The 18082-nt window shown below is 38.4% G+C and carries 15 protein-coding genes; 5 read left to right on the top strand and 10 right to left on the bottom strand.

The window, feature by feature from the left end:
* Positions 1-11 precede the first annotated feature (11 nt).
* The 4 genes from NE558_RS05270 to NE558_RS05255 all read right to left on the bottom strand — a co-directional run bounded on the left by NE558_RS05270 (position 12) and on the right by NE558_RS05255 (position 3578).
* The gene (locus NE558_RS05270) at positions 12-1112 is read right to left on the bottom strand and encodes a GNAT family N-acetyltransferase (RefSeq protein WP_256149152.1); all 1101 of its coding nucleotides are present in this window, start codon (positions 1110-1112) and stop codon (positions 12-14) included.
* A gap of 200 nt (positions 1113-1312) precedes the next feature.
* Positions 1313-1870, bottom strand: coding sequence for an NUDIX hydrolase (locus NE558_RS05265; RefSeq protein ID WP_256148870.1), 558 nt, complete (start codon positions 1868-1870; stop codon positions 1313-1315).
* Between the two features lies 1 nt (position 1871).
* Complete coding sequence (gene mutY, locus NE558_RS05260; RefSeq protein WP_256148869.1) at positions 1872-2918, bottom strand: A/G-specific adenine glycosylase; 1047 nt, start codon at positions 2916-2918, stop codon at positions 1872-1874.
* Positions 2919-2954: 36 nt separating this feature from the next.
* Positions 2955-3578, bottom strand: a complete 624-nt coding sequence (locus tag NE558_RS05255) for a formate/nitrite transporter family protein (protein WP_256148868.1) — start codon at positions 3576-3578, stop codon at positions 2955-2957.
* 201 nt (positions 3579-3779) lie between these two features.
* Here NE558_RS05255 and dsdA point away from each other — a divergent pair, with 201 nt between their 5' ends.
* Positions 3780-5117 carry a D-serine ammonia-lyase gene (gene dsdA, locus NE558_RS05250; RefSeq protein WP_256148867.1) on the top strand — a complete coding sequence of 446 codons (1338 nt, stop codon included), beginning with the start codon at positions 3780-3782 and terminating at the stop codon, positions 5115-5117.
* A 171-nt stretch (positions 5118-5288) separates the two neighbouring features.
* Here the strand turns inward: dsdA and NE558_RS05245 are convergent, their stop codons facing one another.
* Positions 5289-6545, bottom strand: a complete 1257-nt coding sequence (locus NE558_RS05245; RefSeq protein ID WP_256148866.1) for a diaminopimelate decarboxylase — start codon at positions 6543-6545, stop codon at positions 5289-5291.
* Between the two features lie 156 nt (positions 6546-6701).
* Between NE558_RS05245 and NE558_RS05240 the strand changes: the two genes are divergently transcribed.
* Entirely contained in the window at positions 6702-8252 is a 1551-nt protein-coding gene (locus tag NE558_RS05240) for an ATP-binding protein (protein WP_256148865.1), read from the top strand.
* Between the two features lies 1 nt (position 8253).
* Positions 8254-8949, top strand: a complete 696-nt coding sequence (locus NE558_RS05235) for a response regulator (protein ID WP_256148864.1) — start codon at positions 8254-8256, stop codon at positions 8947-8949.
* 220 nt (positions 8950-9169) lie between these two features.
* On the opposite strand, the gene NE558_RS05230 is transcribed toward NE558_RS05235, so the two are convergent.
* Positions 9170-9400: a hypothetical protein gene (locus NE558_RS05230; protein WP_256148863.1), complete on the bottom strand. Its 231-nt coding sequence runs from the start codon at positions 9398-9400 to the stop codon at positions 9170-9172.
* A 178-nt stretch (positions 9401-9578) separates the two neighbouring features.
* Between NE558_RS05230 and NE558_RS05225 the strand changes: the two genes are divergently transcribed.
* Complete coding sequence (locus NE558_RS05225) at positions 9579-10502, top strand: radical SAM protein (RefSeq protein ID WP_256148862.1); 924 nt, start codon at positions 9579-9581, stop codon at positions 10500-10502.
* Positions 10503-10523: 21 nt separating this feature from the next.
* On the top strand, positions 10524-10874 hold the full coding sequence (locus tag NE558_RS05220; RefSeq protein WP_256148861.1) for a cupin domain-containing protein: 351 nt from the start codon (positions 10524-10526) through the stop codon (positions 10872-10874).
* A gap of 170 nt (positions 10875-11044) precedes the next feature.
* On the opposite strand, the gene NE558_RS05215 is transcribed toward NE558_RS05220, so the two are convergent.
* The 4 genes from NE558_RS05215 to smc form a co-directional block, all read right to left on the bottom strand.
* Positions 11045-11506, bottom strand: a complete 462-nt coding sequence (locus tag NE558_RS05215; protein ID WP_256148860.1) for a hypothetical protein — start codon at positions 11504-11506, stop codon at positions 11045-11047.
* 719 nt (positions 11507-12225) lie between these two features.
* Positions 12226-12936: a suppressor of fused domain protein gene (locus NE558_RS05210; protein ID WP_256148858.1), complete on the bottom strand. Its 711-nt coding sequence runs from the start codon at positions 12934-12936 to the stop codon at positions 12226-12228.
* Positions 12937-12950: 14 nt separating this feature from the next.
* Positions 12951-13844, bottom strand: a complete 894-nt coding sequence (ftsY, locus tag NE558_RS14665; RefSeq protein WP_334303600.1) for a signal recognition particle-docking protein FtsY — start codon at positions 13842-13844, stop codon at positions 12951-12953.
* Between the two features lie 661 nt (positions 13845-14505).
* Positions 14506-18069 carry a chromosome segregation protein SMC gene (gene smc, locus NE558_RS05200; protein WP_256148856.1) on the bottom strand — a complete coding sequence of 1188 codons (3564 nt, stop codon included), beginning with the start codon at positions 18067-18069 and terminating at the stop codon, positions 14506-14508.
* Between the last annotated feature and the right edge of the window lie 13 nt (positions 18070-18082).

Genomic DNA, 18082 nt, shown 5'->3' with positions numbered 1-18082 from the left:
TGCCTCCAATTTTAATATTCATCAATGATATAACATTTACATTTCGGTAAAACCTGTTTCATAGAATCATATCCATCCTGATTCAATATTGTGACAAACGGGCCAATCTCATCCAAAGATGCATAGCCCATCAAAACTCGCAAAAATTGCCCTGCCTCCACTTTTATTGCGGGATCAATACCTGATTTTGTTCCTTCAAAAGTAAAAACTCCATTGTTCTCAACAATGATTGGATCAAAAATATCAACCGCAAAGGGACAGCTAATTTCTAATTTTTTTAGAATATCCCCAATATTGGAAACACCGGCTACTCCCTTTGGGCAAACATGCTTATCCCATTCAAAAGAAACATCCACATCAGGAGGTAGTTTCACAGAAACCTGCCGACCCTTGGCAAAAGAAAAAATCTCTTGTAGCAAAGCATTATAGCATCCATCGTTAGCTACAGCTTCAGGGCATACTACTTCGTTTTCCAAAGAATATAAAAAGGCATAGCCATCTATTTCTTCATTCCTTAAAACAATGCATACTCCTCCATCAGAAGCATAGTCATTGCACTTGCGTAAAAATTCTTCCGCTGTGCGTTTCACCGCCCCACTGTAGCGCACGCCTATGTTATTTTCATATAAAGGGTACAACTTCAGCCATTGTGTTTTTTCAAGGAAAGATACCTTTCCTTCCGGCTCAATGGGTTTATTGCCTTGAATATATACAGCATCCGCCACGGGATAGTGTCCATATGCAAAATAACTCTCCAATGTGGCTGGTGTATGCACCACTAGGGATAAACCTTTTTGGTTTAATAAATTCATCTCATGGGTAAAAATTTTATGCATATAACCCTTTTTTCTATGGTCAGGGTGGGTGGACACACCGCAAAGCATGGCACCTGCCAAATCCTTTCCACGAACACGAATGGTGTAGGGAACACCCTGCATGGCGCTTAAAATTTCACCTTCTTTTTCCAAACAAACGGAATATTCCGGGTAAAACCTGTTATGGAAAAGCCAATCACAAAAAGCATCAGTATCTCCAAAACATAATTGCCAAAGACGATAAAAATCCTTTGCATCTGCTTTTGTAGCTGCTCTTACAAATTCATTGTCTCCCATTGTTTTCACTCAATTCTAACTCAAAGTATTTTATCAGGACAATATTCTAACCTAAGGGATAGAATAGACACCTGTTTTTATTTAACCAAAGCTTAATTTCCATAGGAGAACTTAGAAAGTAATCCTAATCTTAAGTTCAGTTTTGTTCTTTCTATACTATTTTACTAAAGATATTAGAAAAAATCAACTGATAATAATTATCAATAAATAATTTTTTCGATGATTTTTTTGTACACCTTTACAAATTCCTTCTCTTTACAATGGCTTTCTATGTCCTTAATAGCTATCCAAGCTACATCGGAATTTTCATCTTCTTTTATCCTCAGTCTAAGCTTTTCATCTGCAATAAGTGCAAAAGTTGCATTAATATGCAAGTGATTTGGGACATATTCTCCCCTTTTATAATGCGCCGTTACCGAAAGAATATCCAAGGAGAGAATATCCTGTGAATAAGGGACAGCAGCTATGACACCTGTTTCTTCCTGCAATTCCTTTAATGCAACGGACAGTAAATTTCCTTCACCATCAGCATGCCCACCAACGCATGCCCATGTATCAAAAATATTATGTTTAATCATCAGCACTTTGTCCTTTTTTTCATTAAAAACCATAGCTGTTGCTGTTGCATGGGCAAAATGGGAGGTCCGAAAGAGAATCTGGTTACCGCTTTTTTCTATAAATTCCAATATCACCTGTTTTTCTCGTTCCTCTTCCATAGTATACGGCTGATAAGTACGAATTGATTGTAGTAGATTCATATTATTCCTCCAAAAGACTGCAACCCTCTTGCCAAATTTTTTTAAACGCCGAAGGCAAAGCATATTCATTTTCTGCTGTTTCTTTTGTTAACCAAAGAAAGTCTTTATTTTCGTTTACGTCCACTTCAACAAAATAACAGCTCATATGCCATTCGATATGGGTAAAAATATGTTTTTGTGTCTTCATATTTTTTATATTACCAGACAAAATGCCCCACTCACTTAATGCTACTGGTAAAGCTTTTTCTTGATTACAATTTGGCAATTGCCATAGCCCTGACAGGAGTCCCTTTCCTTCTCTTTTTTGCAAAGCTATTTTTTTATTATATACCAAAAAAAATACTGATAAATAATCCTTAGTACGCTCTTTTTTCGGGCTTTTCACAGGAAATTGCAAAACGGCATTTTTTCTGTAAGCATGACAATATGCCCTCACAGGGCAATTATCGCATTTTGGAAGTCCATTAGGCAAGCAAATCGTTGCCCCAAGCTCCATTAAAGCCTGGGTAAAGTTACCTTCTTCCCCCTGAGGCATCATCAAGGATAGCTCTTCCTCCCATGCCCCTTTTGTGGTTGCTAAGGTAATATCTCTTTCATCCGCCGTTAAGCGTGACATCACCCTTAAAACATTGCCATCCACCGCGGCATAGGGCAATGAAAAAGCAATGGAAGCAATGGCGCCGGCAGTATAGGGGCCAATCCCCTTTAGCTTTCGCAAAGCGTGATAGTCCCGTGGCAAATTGCCTCCAAACTCATCTACCACCGTTTTCGCTGCTTTTTGCAGATTTCTTACTCTGCTGTAATATCCCAAACCCTCCCATAATTTCAGAAGAGTATCTTCCTGGGTGTTTGCCAAAGCCTCAATGGTAGGGCAGGTCTCCAGAAACCGGTGGAAATAAGGCTTCACCGCCTCCACACGAGTTTGCTGCAGCATAATTTCAGACAACCATATATGATAAGGATTTTTCGATCTTCGCCAAGGTAAATCTCTTGCATTTTCCTTATACCAATGTATCAGTTCCGTTACAAATTCCTTTGAATCCTTCATACAAACTCCTTACAAAGATAATAATTTATATATATTTTATCGGAGACGAAACAGCTTCATATAAACCGGAAGGATTAATCCCCCCACGCTGTTACCCAATGTCATCACTAGAATTGCTAAAAAACAATGTTCATCCCAAGCTTTGGACAGACTGAAATAAAACATATTCGCAATCACATGTTCAAAGCCGCTTAAAATAAACACCATGACAGGAATAAATATCGCCAATGCCTTCATGGTAGAGCCTTCTATATTCCGATATGCATCTATAGCAATAAACATTAACATACCGCATAAAATCGCCAAAAGAAAGATACTCATAAAATTATCCCCCAGTTTGACTGCGGCAATTCCTGCAACTCTTTGAGAAATCGGCATATATAGTCTTGTATGCTGAACCATCCATGCCAACAAGTATGTACCAATCAGATTTCCAATCCAAGTTATGCCAAGTTCAATGAAATATACAGGCCTTTGAAAAATAAGATAGCCAATTTTTCCAGTAAAGAGCTGCAGTTGAAAACAGATAATAGAATACAATCCGATAGCAAACAAAAAGCTTCCTAAAATAGGATTTTCCACTGATAAAAAAACTGTACCACCGATACCAATTAACATACCTGCAATGACTGCCGAAACCAACTGCCTTATTTTTTCCACGCCCTATTTCCTCCTAGAAAACAATATGATTTAGCATACACGATAATGAAACGATATGTCAATATATAGCGTAAAAAATCAAAAAAAGCCTATATATGGCATAAAGGGTTTCTCTTGCACATTACCATACAATATGATACGATTACTAGAGAAAATTGGAAAACAACATCAGTATACTCAATATCACGGAGGGAAATGTTTATGAATCAAGAACTTTGGAATCAAATTCATTGCAAAGACCTTTTAAAAAAAGTGAGCGATGGCAAAGAAGTAGTTTGGGTAAATGAAAATTTGGAGACTGCACAAAGCGCCTTATGTAAAATTGATATTTCCTTAAAAGATATTGATGATGCAGAGGCACGTTTGGCTCGGTTTGCTCCTTTTATTTTAAAAGCATTCCCCGAAACAGAAAGGGAAACGGGATTGATTGAGTCTCCCCTGACAGAAATTGAAAAAATGAAAGCCCAATTAGAGATGGAATATGGCACAACAATACCGGGCAGGCTCTTCCTGAAGCAAGACAGTCATCTTGCAATTTCCGGCTCTGTAAAGGCAAGAGGCGGTATTTATGAAGTTTTGAAGCATGCGGAAGATTTGGCTCTGGAACATGGTCTGCTAAAAGAAGAGGATGACTATAGCGTTTTTGCTTCTGATGAATTTAAAAAATTCTTCAGCCAATTTAAAATTCAAGTTGGTTCCACAGGCAATCTTGGTATGAGTATCGGTATCATGAGTGCCGTTCTTGGATTCCATGTTATTGTTCATATGTCTGCTGATGCAAAGCAATGGAAAAAAGATTTGCTTCGCAAACGTGGTGCTGAAGTCATTGAATACAATGATGATTACAGCAAAGCCGTTGAAGTTGGTCGCAAAAACTCTGATGCAGATCCCACAAGCTATTTTGTTGACGATGAGAACTCTGTAACTCTTTTTCTTGGCTATGCTGTTGCGGCAAAACGCATCAAAGCCCAGTTCGATGCACAAGGAATTATCATTGACGAGGAACATCCTCTTTTCGTTTACATCCCCTGTGGTGTTGGCGGTGCACCGGGAGGCGTTACCTTCGGTTTAAAACAAATTTTCGGCGATAACGTTCACGTCTTTTTTGAAGAACCAACCCAGGCGCCATGCATGTTGGTAGGTATGGCATCAGGCTTACAAAACAAAGTAAGCGTTCAAGATTTCGGCTTGTCAGGTCAAACCCATGCAGATGGTCTTGCAGTTGGACGAGCTTCCGGCTTTGTAGGGGGTGTTATGACCCACCTATTATCAGGCATTTTCACCCTTGAAGATTATCATATTTATGATTTAATGAGGGATATTGTGAACACAGAGGATATCTTTTTGGAACCATCTGCTTGTGCTTCCTTCTGGGGCCCTATTCAGCTAATGAAAGAGCCTGCAACAAAGGAATACGTGGAAAAAATGGGCTTGCTTCCTAAAATGGCAAATGCAGTTCATGTGCCTTGGGCAACAGGCGGAAGTTTGGTTCCACAAGAAATTAGAGACGAATATATGCATACGCATCTAAATAAATAAATTCATTCTAATAAAAAATAACGGCAAACGCCGTTATTTTTTATTTCAAACCATTGAAAAGACCATATTCCATATCTGAATATTTTTTAAATAAAGCAAATGGGCTTTTCAATTTTTAGCCTTAAGAACCAAGTCTCACTTTGTTTTAAAAATAAAAAAAACTTATTTTATTTATTTTATAAATAAATTTGTAAAATCAAAGGTAGCAAAATAATCCTCTGGTGTCTCTGCACGACGAAGTAAAGCAATTTCTCCGTTCTCCTTCAATAGAAGTTCAGCAGAACGTAATTTTCCATTATAATTATATCCCATTGCATGACCGTGGGCACCGGTATCATGGATATAAATGATATCTCCAATCTTTATTTCAGGAAGCAAGCGGTCAATTGCAAATTTATCATTGTTTTCGCAAAGGCCACCCACAACATCATAAATATGGTCACAGGCTTTATCTTCTTTTCCCAATATGGTAATATGGTGATAAGCTCCATACATAGCAGGACGCATCAGATTTGCGGCACAAGCATCTAGACCAATATATTCTTTGTAAATATGCTTCTCATGAATGGCAGTCGCCAAAAGGCTTCCGTAAGGTGCCAGCATAAACCGTCCCATTTCTGTAAAAATAGCCACGTCGTCCATACCCTCAGGTTTCAATACCTCTTCGTATACCTGTTTCACACCCTCACCAATTGCCATAATATCACATGCCATATCTTCAGCATGATAAGGTATCCCAACACCACCTGAAAGATTGATGAACGCAATATGAACACCTAATTCTTTTTTCAGTTCTACTGCCAACTCAAATAAAATCTTCGCTAACATGGGATAATAGGTATTAGAGCTTGTACTGCTTGCCAAAAACGAGTGAATACCAAAATGTTTTGCACCCTTTTCCTTTAAAATACGAAAAGCTTCCTTAATTTGTTCCTTGGTCATACCATATTTTGCATCTCCCGGGTTATCCATAATATCATTGGAAACCTGAAAAAGACCACCGGGATTGAATCTACAACAAACAGTTTCAGGAATTTTTGCCAGTTTCTCAAAAAAGGCAATATGAGTAAAGTCATCGAAGTTAATAATAGCACCTAATTTATCAGCCAGAACAAAATCTTCAGCTGGAGTCATATTGGAAGAAAACATAATTCCGTCACCGGAAAATCCTAATGCTTCTGCAATCATAAGCTCTGTAAAAGAGGAACAATCCACACCACAGCCTTCTTCTTTTAAAATTTGTAAAATACCAGGAGTAGGGGTCGCCTTTACCGCAAAATATTCTCGAAAGCCTTTATTCCAAGAAAACGCACGGTTTACCATGCGGGCATTTTCACGAATTCCTTTTTCATCATAAAGATGGAAAGGCGTTGGATATTGTTCAATTATTTTTTTTGCCTGCTCTAAAGTAACAAATGGATTCTTCATTTGTATAATGCTCCTTTTACGATAAAATTTGCTTACAATTATAACAAACAATCTTACGCTTTGCAATGACACCTATAACAAATGTGAAAAAACATTTCCTCTTGTCCAAAAATCAGTGTATAATATAATTGTTATTCATTTTTAGCGAGGTTAACTATGAGAGAATATTTGCATCAATTAAAAACGATTCAATTATCCCCAGATATTATTCTATTTGATTTGTTTAAAACAATATTAATCTTTTTGATTGCAACTTCCTTTGCATTATGTGTTGTGGAAATGAATGTCATCAGTGATAATATTTTTGGGGTCTATATGTTTGGCGTTGCCATAACTTCTGTAATTACCAGTGGGTATATCTGGGGATTGCTAGCCTCTATCGGTGGAGTAATTGCTGTTAATTTCTTCTTCACCTATCCTTTTTTTGCCTTAAATTTTTCATTGTCAGGCTACCCCATCACTTTCGCCTTACTCCTACTAATGTCAGTTTTAGTCAGTGCTTTGACGACAAGGGTTAAAAAAGCTGCTGTACTTTCTGCAATGCGGGAAAATCGCTCTGAAAATCTAACAAAAATGAGCAATGCACTGCTCTCTGCCAATACACTGAATCAAATAATGGAAATCACTGTAGATTTTTTTTCTCAGTCAAATCAATGTAGTGTAATCGGTTATTTTGGAGATCCCACAGCACCAGATATTAAACTAATAAAAGCCATAAAAAGTCACGATGAACTCATTTTAAATAGCCCTTTGGAATTGCAAGTCGCAAAAATTGCTTTCACAACAAATAAAATTTCCGGTGTGACCCTTGAATCAGAAGCCCATAACTGTAAAGGAACTTATATCCCCATTTCCGTAGATAATAGGATTTATGGTGTAATCGGATTGCTTTTTGAAAACCCAGGTAATATGTTGATAGATATCTATAAATTTTCAAGCATTATGGTTTTTCAAACTATCTTAGCCATTGAAAGGCAAGCCATTGAAGAAAAAGCACAGAAAATCCTATTGGAAAAAGAAAAAGAAAAAATGCGAAGCAATCTTTTAAGGGCTGTGTCTCACGATTTGCGCACGCCTCTCACTTGTATCATTGGTGCCAGCTCCACTTTACTTGAAAATAAGGATAAGGTAACTGAAGAAACCTTTGATCGATTACTTGTTGATATTCACCATGATGCTCAATGGCTGATTCATATGGTTGAAAATCTGCTTTCCATTACAAAAATTAGCAGCGACGGCGCCAAAGTAAAAAAACAAGATGAAGTGGTAGAAGAAATTGTTTCTGAAGCTATTGCCAGAGTTCATAAAAGATTTCCAGACGCCTCCATATTCGTTTCAGTTCCTGAAGAAATGCTGATTGTACCTATGGATGCCACGCTAATTGAGCAGGTTTTGATTAATTTATTGGAAAATGCCATACGACATGCCCAAACCATTTTGCCAATTTCACTCAAGGTATTTAAAGAAAGTAATGAAATATTTTTTACTGTTACAGACTATGGAAAAGGCATTGACCCCGCAAGAATTGCCACGATTTTTGAAGGAGAAAATGGCAGTGCCTCTGTGGATTCCAATAGGGGATTAGGAATCGGCCTTTCCCTTTGCAAAACCATTATTCTTGCCCATAACGGCAGAATATTTGCCGAAAACCAACCCTGCGGAGGTGCTATCTTTACATTCGCATTGCCCATGAAAGGAGAATCATAATATGACAGTGAAATCGAAAATATTAATTGTTGAGGATGAAGAACCCATCAGCAATTTTATGGAAATGACACTTAAATCCAATAACTACAGTGTGATCTGTGCGAAAAAAGGGAAGGAAGCCTTATCCATGATACCATCCCACTGTCCAGATTTAATCATATTGGATTTAGGTCTGCCTGATATAGATGGTATCACCATTTTAAAAGAACTTAGAACATGGAGCTCCACACCCGTGATTGTCGTTTCTGCCCGTAGTGATGAAGGGGATAAGGTTGAAGCTTTGGATATTGGCGCAGATGATTATATTGTAAAGCCGTTTGGCACCTCGGAGCTCTTGGCACGCATTCGCACTGCCATCCGCCACAACACCAGCAACCATTCAGGGACTTCCGAACATCTTTTCTCTGTGAAAAAATTGAAAATTGATTTTCAAAAAAGGCTGGTTATTGTTGATGGGAACGAAGTTCACTTAACACAAATTGAGTATAAAATCGTTTCTTTACTGGCAAAAAGTGCCGGTCGTGTATTGACTTATGACGCCATTATCACCGAGCTTTGGGGGCCATATGCCGTTAAGGATAATCAGATTTTAAGGGTAAACATGGCTAACATTCGAAGAAAACTTGAGAAAAACCCTGCCGCCCCAGAATATATTTTTACTGAGGTTGGTATTGGATATCGTATGGCTGAGGAATAATCTCTTGTCGGCAAACGTATTTATGAGTTCTATTGTAAAAATTCTAAAAAGGCTTTGGAGTCCAAAAAACTTCCAAGCCTTTTCTTTATGCGCTTATTAGATTTAGAAAGAACCCATTGTCTCAATAAAGAAACACAATTTTTTTCTGTATGCAATTTCTCCAGTAAAAAAACCCCATACGGGGCAAGGGGTTAGAATATGTACAGGGATTTCTCCCTGTTTAGAATGCTTTCATTTGAAAACCTTTAATCATTTTTTCATAGCAATCTTGGCATAAATCAAAAGAATCCTGTCTTCCGTCTTGTTGTGAGAAATAACCCCATGATTTTTCAGCATGGAAATATTCCTCCCATATCCCCTCTCTGATCTGGGGTATCTCCTTGCCACAGCAATTACAAATAACTTTTGTAAGCACTTGAGTTTCCTGCGCCTTGATATCGTATTCTTTCATCATTCCGCCCCCCAATTGATTCGCCTTATTTCGAGCTACAATTGCATTTTACCACATGAGTTTTTATTTTTCTATATGAAACTGTTTCTAATCGTGGTATCATATAGAAAACAAAAATGACTCCGCTGGAATTTAATGTATCTGATTCCATAGGGGTATGCGGAAAGCAGGTTTTCATATGGAACAAGGTCACTCCCCTTTATCCCATTGTTCAGTCTGTCCAAGGCATTGCCACGTTGATCGTGCAGACAATCAAATAGGTTTTTGCCACGCATCTCTTCTTCCTAAGGTTGCTTTGGTCAGTGCACATTTTTGGGAAGAACCTCCAATCAGTGGTACGAAAGGTTCTGGGACAGTATTTTTTTCCTATTGCAATCTACGTTGCATTTTTTGCCAGAATTATGAAATCAGCGAAAATGGATTTGGCAAAGAAGTTACAATTGAACGCTTAGCAGAAATTTTTTTGGAGCAACAGGCAATGGGTTTGCACAATATCAATTTGGTTTCACCAACCCAATTTATCCCTCAAATTGCTGTGGCATTGCGCCTGGCTAAAAATAATGGACTAACTATACCCGTCGTTTACAATACCAATGGCTATGAATCCTCGGAGGGGCTACATCTACTGGATGGTCTAATTGATATCTACCTACCTGATTTTAAATATTGGGATGACAAAATTGCACAAGAATATTCCTACGCCCCCCATTATTCCACCATAGCATCTAAGGCTATTCTTGAAATGAGGAGGCAGGTTCCCCTTGATATTTTTGATGAAAACGGTTTGATGCAAAAGGGATTGATGATTCGCCATCTCGTGCTTCCATCACACTATGGAGATAGCTTTAAAATATTAGATTGGATTAAAGATACCCTAGGCGGTGACACCTATGTTTCCCTCCTAAATCAATACATACCCATGCATCGGGCAAACAAAATAAAAGCTCTATCCCGTAAACTAACTACTTTCGAGTATGAAAAAGTAACGGAATATTTCTTAAATATTGGGCTAAAAAATGGTTTTATGCAAAAAAAGAGCGCAGCAACCTCTGATTATACCCCTATCTTTAATTTAGAGGGTGTTGAAAAAAGAATTCACTGAAAAAATGAAAGGAGAACAATCATGGTAAGAAAAGAAAGAGTTGTAACAGTAGAAGGTTTAAGAGATGGAAGGGGCTCCGTTGAGATTCATCATTTCATGGAAAAAGAAGAATTGATGGGGCACGCAACAATGTATGCCCGCGTTATCGTAAAGCCTCACAGCAGCATCGGTTGGCATCAGCACATTGGTAATACAGAGCCCTACGCAATTATCAAAGGCGAAGGAACTTTCATCGACAACGACGGTTCCAAAACTACTGTACATCCCGGTGATGTCTGTCTTATCGAGGTGGGACAATGGCACTCCATCGAAAATAATACTGACGAAGATATGGAAATGATTGCTTTGATTATCAACGAAGAAGTAAAATAAAATTCATAAGCCTTAGCTTTTTATCAATCGCGCGAAGAATGCACCATAACAACTATTTTCATTGTTATGGTGCATTTCTTAAATTTTTATTGGGAAACAAACGCAACTTTTCATAACTACCAGTTGTTTAAGTTCTTTACTTTCAAAATCAGATTCAAATCATACACACATTATTTAGCTTCATTACTTTTTTTCATTTTAGCAAATCCTACAAAACTTAATATAAGTTGAATGATTACGAAAGGCGCATAGATGAACATTGCCAAAATGGACACTGAATATAGAATTCCTGCTACCAATGCACCCCATCTTGCTCTTAATGCCCAACCGATCCAAGTAAAAATAACTGCTATACCAACACACAGCATATGTGGCATTACTAACATTGTTGCAATTCCACCAGCAATCACCTGCGCTTGGTCATCAGTCGCCATCCCTCCCATAAAGTATGTAATAAGATATATCAAATATAATGTTCCTAATATACCAGAAACAAGAAGAAGTTTGCTTTTCTTAGTCTTTTCTGAAACTTTGGTTTGGATGTTAGTTGCTGATTCCATGTTTGTTGACACTGCCAAATCACCTGCACTTACATTATTTTCTAATTCTGATGCACTATTATTTTCATTCATTTCTTTCTCCCCCTTAAATAATTATGATTCGTAAAAAAATGTGTGGTTACAGAGATGGAAATCCCTTTTTCTGATTTTTGAAAGCGAATTAATGAATACTGATTTTATGAGAGTATCTTTTTTTGAAATCCATGGTGTTTGAGATTTTTACAGTTTGATGTTCTTGGAGTAAAGGAATCATTATGTTGCCTTTTAAGTGGTACTTTTTATGCTTGAATTAAAAATTAAAAATACTTAACCACGTATAAATGACAAATATTTAACTTTGAAAGATATCGCATTCCATCTTATTAATAGTTCGTATATAATTTCACCTTTATGTGTATTTATCAGTTAGAAATTCAAAATTCAACGTAAATCTTTTTAAAATCAGCATTTTATTTATATATTGGTAGTCAATTTCAAGTTGATCCATGGAAATCTTATACTGATTATAATATATTTTTACATATATGTAAATGACTGTTATTAAAAAATTATTAGAAAATAAAAAATAATTCAATAGATAAAATTTTATTTATTAATAATCGGTAATTAATTAACAATAATGACGACTTATCTGTTTTTTTGTCGACAAAGTGTCACGATCTACACCATGCATTTTACTAGCATTAATGGATTACATAAAAATGACAGACAACGATTGCTCGCTGTCTGCCATTATTATTAACTTATTATTTGTAATTTTGCTATGGTAAAAAGTATATATTCTAATCAATTTAGTATACACTTGGTCTGTCAGGAAAGACAATCATACCAAAACCATTTAAAGAGGATAACTTGGTAATCAAGGCCTCTGTGCCCTCTTTTTGCTTCCCTTCAATTTCCTCTTTGAAGAGAGGAATTAGAGTATAAAAATTAATTTGTGTGCCATCCTTGCATTGCATTACACTAATTTCTTCTTGCAATGCCCCTAGCATGACGCCGCAAAGTGCTGTGCTATCATCATAAGGAAGATATTCTTCCGAATTGGGAATTGTGTGTCCCCATCCAAGCCAAGTTCGATATTCATGGGGAAAGCGGGAGATATATTTCATCAGATTCACAGGCCACCATAAACGGTTATCCACCTTTCCATCCTCGGGAAGAAAGAGATTCCATTCCGACGGTAAAAGCAACATCAATTCTGCCCTTTCCAACCCTTGATATTGGGGCAATAAGTCTTCCGGCAGCTTCATTGCCAATGCACTCATTCCCACGGTATACAAAACATGAAAGTCTTTTTTCGTGGGTGCTTCCAGCAAATGAATATCTATCTGCAAGAAATCCGAAGTTTTTTCATAAAACACACGCTCTTTTCGGTCAGGGAACAAAGATTTCATATGTTTTTCTATTTCCTTGTCATAAGGTGTTGTATGCACCGGTCTTTTTTTTCCTGTATTCTCGGGCTCCTTATAATGAAGCTCTGAGATGTTTTTCTCGTTTTCCATAATCAATCGCCTCCTTATTCCCCAAATAAAGCCTTGGCAAATTCCTTAGCATCGAATTTCTGTAAATCGTTGATACCTTCGCCTACGCCAATATAACGCACTGGAATTTGCAGTTCACTTTTAATGGCTACCACAATGCCGCCCTTTGCCGTACCATCCAGCTTTGTAAGGATAATACCTGTAATATCAGCAACTTCTTGAAACAGCTTTGCTTGCTGTAATGCATTCTGTCCTGTCGTTGCGTCCAAAACCAAATATACCTCTTTATGGGCATCGGGATGCTCCCGCTCTATTACCTTTCCAATTTTACGAAGCTCCTCCATTAGGTTCTTTTTGTTATGCAAACGTCCTGCAGTGTCGCAAATCAAAAGATCACGCTTTTGACTTCTTGCCGCATGAACGGCATCGTAAACCACTGCCGCCGGGTCAGAATTTTCCTCCTGCTTAATGACCTCAATTCCTGCACGTTGCCCCCAAACTTCAAGCTGGTCAATGGCAGCTGCACGGAATGTATCTGCCGCTGCAAGCAAAACAGAGCGCCCCTCTGCCTTATAGCGGCTTGCCAATTTGCCGATTGTAGTGGTTTTTCCAACACCATTTACACCTATTACAAGAATGACCGAAGGATTGGGCAAGGTTTCCTCCTGCTGTACCCCCTCAGATAAAATTGCAGTAATTTCGTCAGCCAGCATTCCTTTAATCAAGGATGGGTCTGTTGCGTGTTCACGCTTTACTCGTTTGCGCAAATTCTCAACAATGTTCATTGTTGTCTGCACACCCATATCTGCCATAATGAGGGCTTCCTCCAACTCCTCAAACAATTCTTCATCAATTTTTGTAAATCCACCTAAAACTGCATCTACGCCGCCCAAAATACTCTTTCTGGTTTTATCTAATCCTGCTTTCAGCTTTGCAAAAAAACCTAACTTTTTTTCTTCTTGCTCAGCTTCTTCATGTGTTGCAGGCTCTTCCTCAGGAACCTCAGAGACAGCTTGTTCTTGTTGCAAAGTCTCCTCAACGAGGTCAGTTAATTCTTGCAAAAACCCTTCGGCTTCCTCTGGATTTTCTTCAGTAAAACAATCTCCTTCAGCAGTTATAACCAGCAACTCTTCCTCGCCATTTGGCTTTTCCATCATCTCAACTGCTAAATCAGAAAGGGCTTCAATAAATGCTTCTCCATCTTCCTGATTCTCCGAAACAAAGGTTTCCCCATCCTCCGTGGTAATTTCAACCTCCTCTTCTTCAGAAGCATCCAATTCGGAATCAGCTTCGCCGTATAAAGAGTCATCGTTTCCTCTAAAAATTTGAACTTCCTCAGACCCCATGGCTTTACCAACAGCTCGATTCACAGCCGCTGTTTTTTCCAAGTCTTCATCCATTTCTAAGATAATTTCTGCTATTTCCGACTGGGGCGTTTCAACCTTTATTCCATCTAATTCAAAAACGCCGTCCTTTTGTACTTCTGCCAAAGGCTCATCCTTTGTTTTTTTCTTCAAAAAATCAAATAATCCCATTTGTTTTCACCTCTAAAACCTTACCACTAGAAAATTAATTGTAACCATTGCGAATCTACATAGCGTCCTTTTTTTGTTCAGAAAAATCAACGGAAATCAGCTTCGAAATACCCTTTTCCTGCATTGTTACACCATACATCACATCAGCATATTCCATGGTACCCTTTCTATGGGTAATGACAATAAACTGGGTGTCATTTGCAAATTTCTTTAAATACTGGGCAAACCTGCTGACGTTAGCATCATCCAAAGCCGCTTCAATCTCGTCCAAAATACAAAAGGGCGATGGTTTTAAATACAGAATTGAAAATAAAATTGCAATTGCCGTTAAAGCTCTTTCCCCACCGGATAACAATTGCATATTCTGCAGATTTTTTCCTGGAGGTTGGGCAATAATTTCAATGGGGGATTCCAGCACCCGTTCTGTATCCAACAGCCTAAGATAAGCCTTGCCGCCACCGAACATCTCTTGGAAAACACGACTAAAGCTTTCAGAAATCAATTGAAATTGCTCTCTAAACTGCTTTTCCATTAATAGGGAAAGCTCTTCAATAATGCCACGAAGTTTTTCTTCCGCCTCCAAAATATCTGCCCTTTGTTGTGTTAAGAAAGCATATCTTTCCTTTACCTCTTTATATTGCTCAATGGCACCTACATTTACATCACCCAAAGAACGAATATCTCCCCTTATTTCCTTTACAGGACGGTTTTTCAAGTCATTCTGTTTATTTGTGGTATATTCCAGTGCCATGCGATAGGTCATTTCATATTCTTCCCACATTTGCGTGGTAATGCGCATTTTTTCTTCTTCTAGCCTCTCTCCCTTTGCATCAAGGCGGAACAACTCACTTTCCATTTGTCTCGATGCTTCCCTTAAATCTATTCCTCTTTGCTCAACGATTTCTGCTTCTTGTGAAATTTTATTTTTTTCCTCTGTAGTTTTTGCAAGGGCCTCCTGCAAATCGAGAATTTTCTTATCCAACGCCACAGATTCCCCTTGCAAAACTGCTTTAGCTTCATCTTTTTTCTCAGTATTTTCACCAAGAACAGAAATTTTTTCTTCATCAAGCTTTATTTGCTGTAACAGCATTTGAATCTCTTTTCGTAAGCGCAAAACCGTTTCTTCTATATTAGAAATATTTTGACCATTTTTGGAAAGGCCTATCTTCAAAGAGGTAATTTCTGTCATTACGGTATCCCGTTTTCCTTTTTCATCGGTCAGGTTATCCTGAAATTGCATCAAAGCCGCACTTACTTTCTCCACCTTGCTCTCAGATAAAGCGAGGGCTTCTTTGCCATTTTGGATATCCTTTTCCGTTCGCAAAAGCTGCTCTTGCAGCTGACCTTCCTCTAGAAGAATTAATTTTAAACGTTCCTGATTTTCCTTAGTATCTATGGATGTTTTTTCTCGATCCCCATGACTGCTATTCAAGGTTACAGTCATTCTTTGTAGTTCCATTCTTTTTTCCAAAATCTGATCTTCAATCTCTGCCATATCCTCTTGGAAAAGAGAAAGCTTTTCTTGTAGCTGTCCTACTAATTTGCCCGTACTTTCCATTTTCTCCTGTAATGAACGGATTTCTCTACCTCGGCTGAAAATATGAGCGGCCTTTTTCTGTTTTGAACCCCCTGTCATTGCGCCACCGGGGTTTAAAATATCACCCTCAAGGGTTACCATTTTATACTGATGCTTATATTTTTTCGCAAGTATTACAGCTTGCTCTAGATTTTCCATAATAATGGTTCTTCCCAATAAATTCTCTGCAATTTGGCGATACATTTCATCAAAGGAAATCAGTTCATGGGCAACGCCGATTACTCCAATCTCATCCAAAATAGGCGGCCTGCCTTCAAAGGTACGCCCCTTGATTGCAGCAATAGGCAAAAAGGTTGCCCTGCCTAAGTTATGATGTTTTAAATAGTTAATTGCTTCTCTGGCGTCTTCTTCGGTTTTGGTCACAACATTTTGCATTGCTCCCCCCAAAGCTCCTTCTATTGCCACTTCATAAAGCTCGTCGACTTTAAATAATTGCCCTACAGCGCCGCAAATACCTCTTTTTTCTTTGTCAGGTAAATTCAAAAGGCTCTTAACGCTATGGAAAAAACCCTCATTTTCCCGTTCCATTTCTTTTAATACCGTTAACCTAGATTGAATTTCGGAGAGCACTTTGCCTTCGGTAGTTAGATTTTGTTGTGCTTCCTCTTTCTCTTTTTGTGCTTTTAGCTTATCTTCTTCCAATGCAAGAAGTTCCTTTTCCATAAAAGAAGTATTCTCTTTCATCTCAGCTTCTTGCTTGTCCAAAGCCTGTATATGTATTTCAAGCTGGTGAATGCGGCTTTCTAATTGTGTTTTTTCCGTTTGCAATTGCTCCATACGGTTTAAAAACTGCTCCCGCAAAGCTTCACGTTTTGCTATTTCGCCCTTTGCCTCAGTACCTGCTTTAATTTGCTCAAATATTTCATCCTTAAAGCTTTCCGCTTGGTTTTCGTCCTGATGCAAGCTGGAGTTTAAAGATGCATATTCCTGCTCCAACTTAGAAAGCTGCCCTTGTTGTAGCTCCATTTCGATGCCAAGGGCGGTAATCCTACTTGTGCATAGCTCCAACTGATTTTCGTTTTCGGCTTTTAGCTCTTGCTTTTGCAAAATTTCTCGCTGTATTCTAGCGAGATTAGAAGCATCATTTTGCTTCTGCTCCTCCGTCAGACGAATTTCGCCCTCTTTGCGTTCTTTCTCTGCCCGAAGCTCTGCAATTTCTTGGTTTTGCTGTTGTAAAAATAAATCAAGCTCTTCTACTTTTATTTTTAATCGGTGAATTGCGGCCTTATCTTTTTCCTCTTGGGAGAGATGCTCTTTTAATTGTTCCTCAGCCAGAGCCTTATCCTCCAAAATTTTAGATAAACTTTGCTCCATTTGATTCAAGTCTCTGCAAAAAGCCACAATCTCTGCTTCTTTCAATTCTTCTTTAAAAACTAAATAACGTTTTGCCTTATCGCTTTGCTCCTCTAAAGGTTCCAATTGCACTTCAAGCTCGCCAATAATATCATCCACTCGAAGGAGGTTTTGCTGCTCTCGCTCCAGCTTGCTTGCGGCCTCGTTCCGTCGGGTTTTATATTTTACAATTCCTGCCGCCTCTTCAAAAATACGCCGCCGTTCATCACCTTTTGCGCTTAATATTTCATCAATTCTGCCTTGCCCTACAATGGAATAGCCTTCTCGCCCTACACCGGTATCCATAAAAAGCTCCTGAATATCCTTTAATCGGCAAGCTGTACCGTTGATTCGATATTCGCTTTCACCTGAGCGGAATACTCTTCTGGTGACCTGTACTTCTGTGTATGCCAAGGGCAGCTTTTGATCTTGATTATCAATGGTTATGGAGACCTCCGCAAAGCCCAGCGGTTTTCGATTCTCTGTTCCTGCAAAAATAACATCCTCCATTTTATCTCCACGAAGGCTTTTTGCTCTTTGTTCACCCAAAACCCAACGTACCGCATCGGAAACATTGCTTTTTCCACTGCCATTGGGCCCCACAACTGCCGTTACACCTTGGTTAAACTCTAATTTCACTTTTTCAGGAAAGGACTTAAAGCCCTGCAGATCTAATCTTTTTAAATACATCGCTGCACCTCGC

This window comes from Anaerotignum propionicum, from assembly GCF_024461735.1.
Classification (GTDB): domain Bacteria; phylum Bacillota; class Clostridia; order Lachnospirales; family Anaerotignaceae; genus Chakrabartyella.
This window is presented reverse-complemented; position numbering and strand designations above follow the sequence as displayed.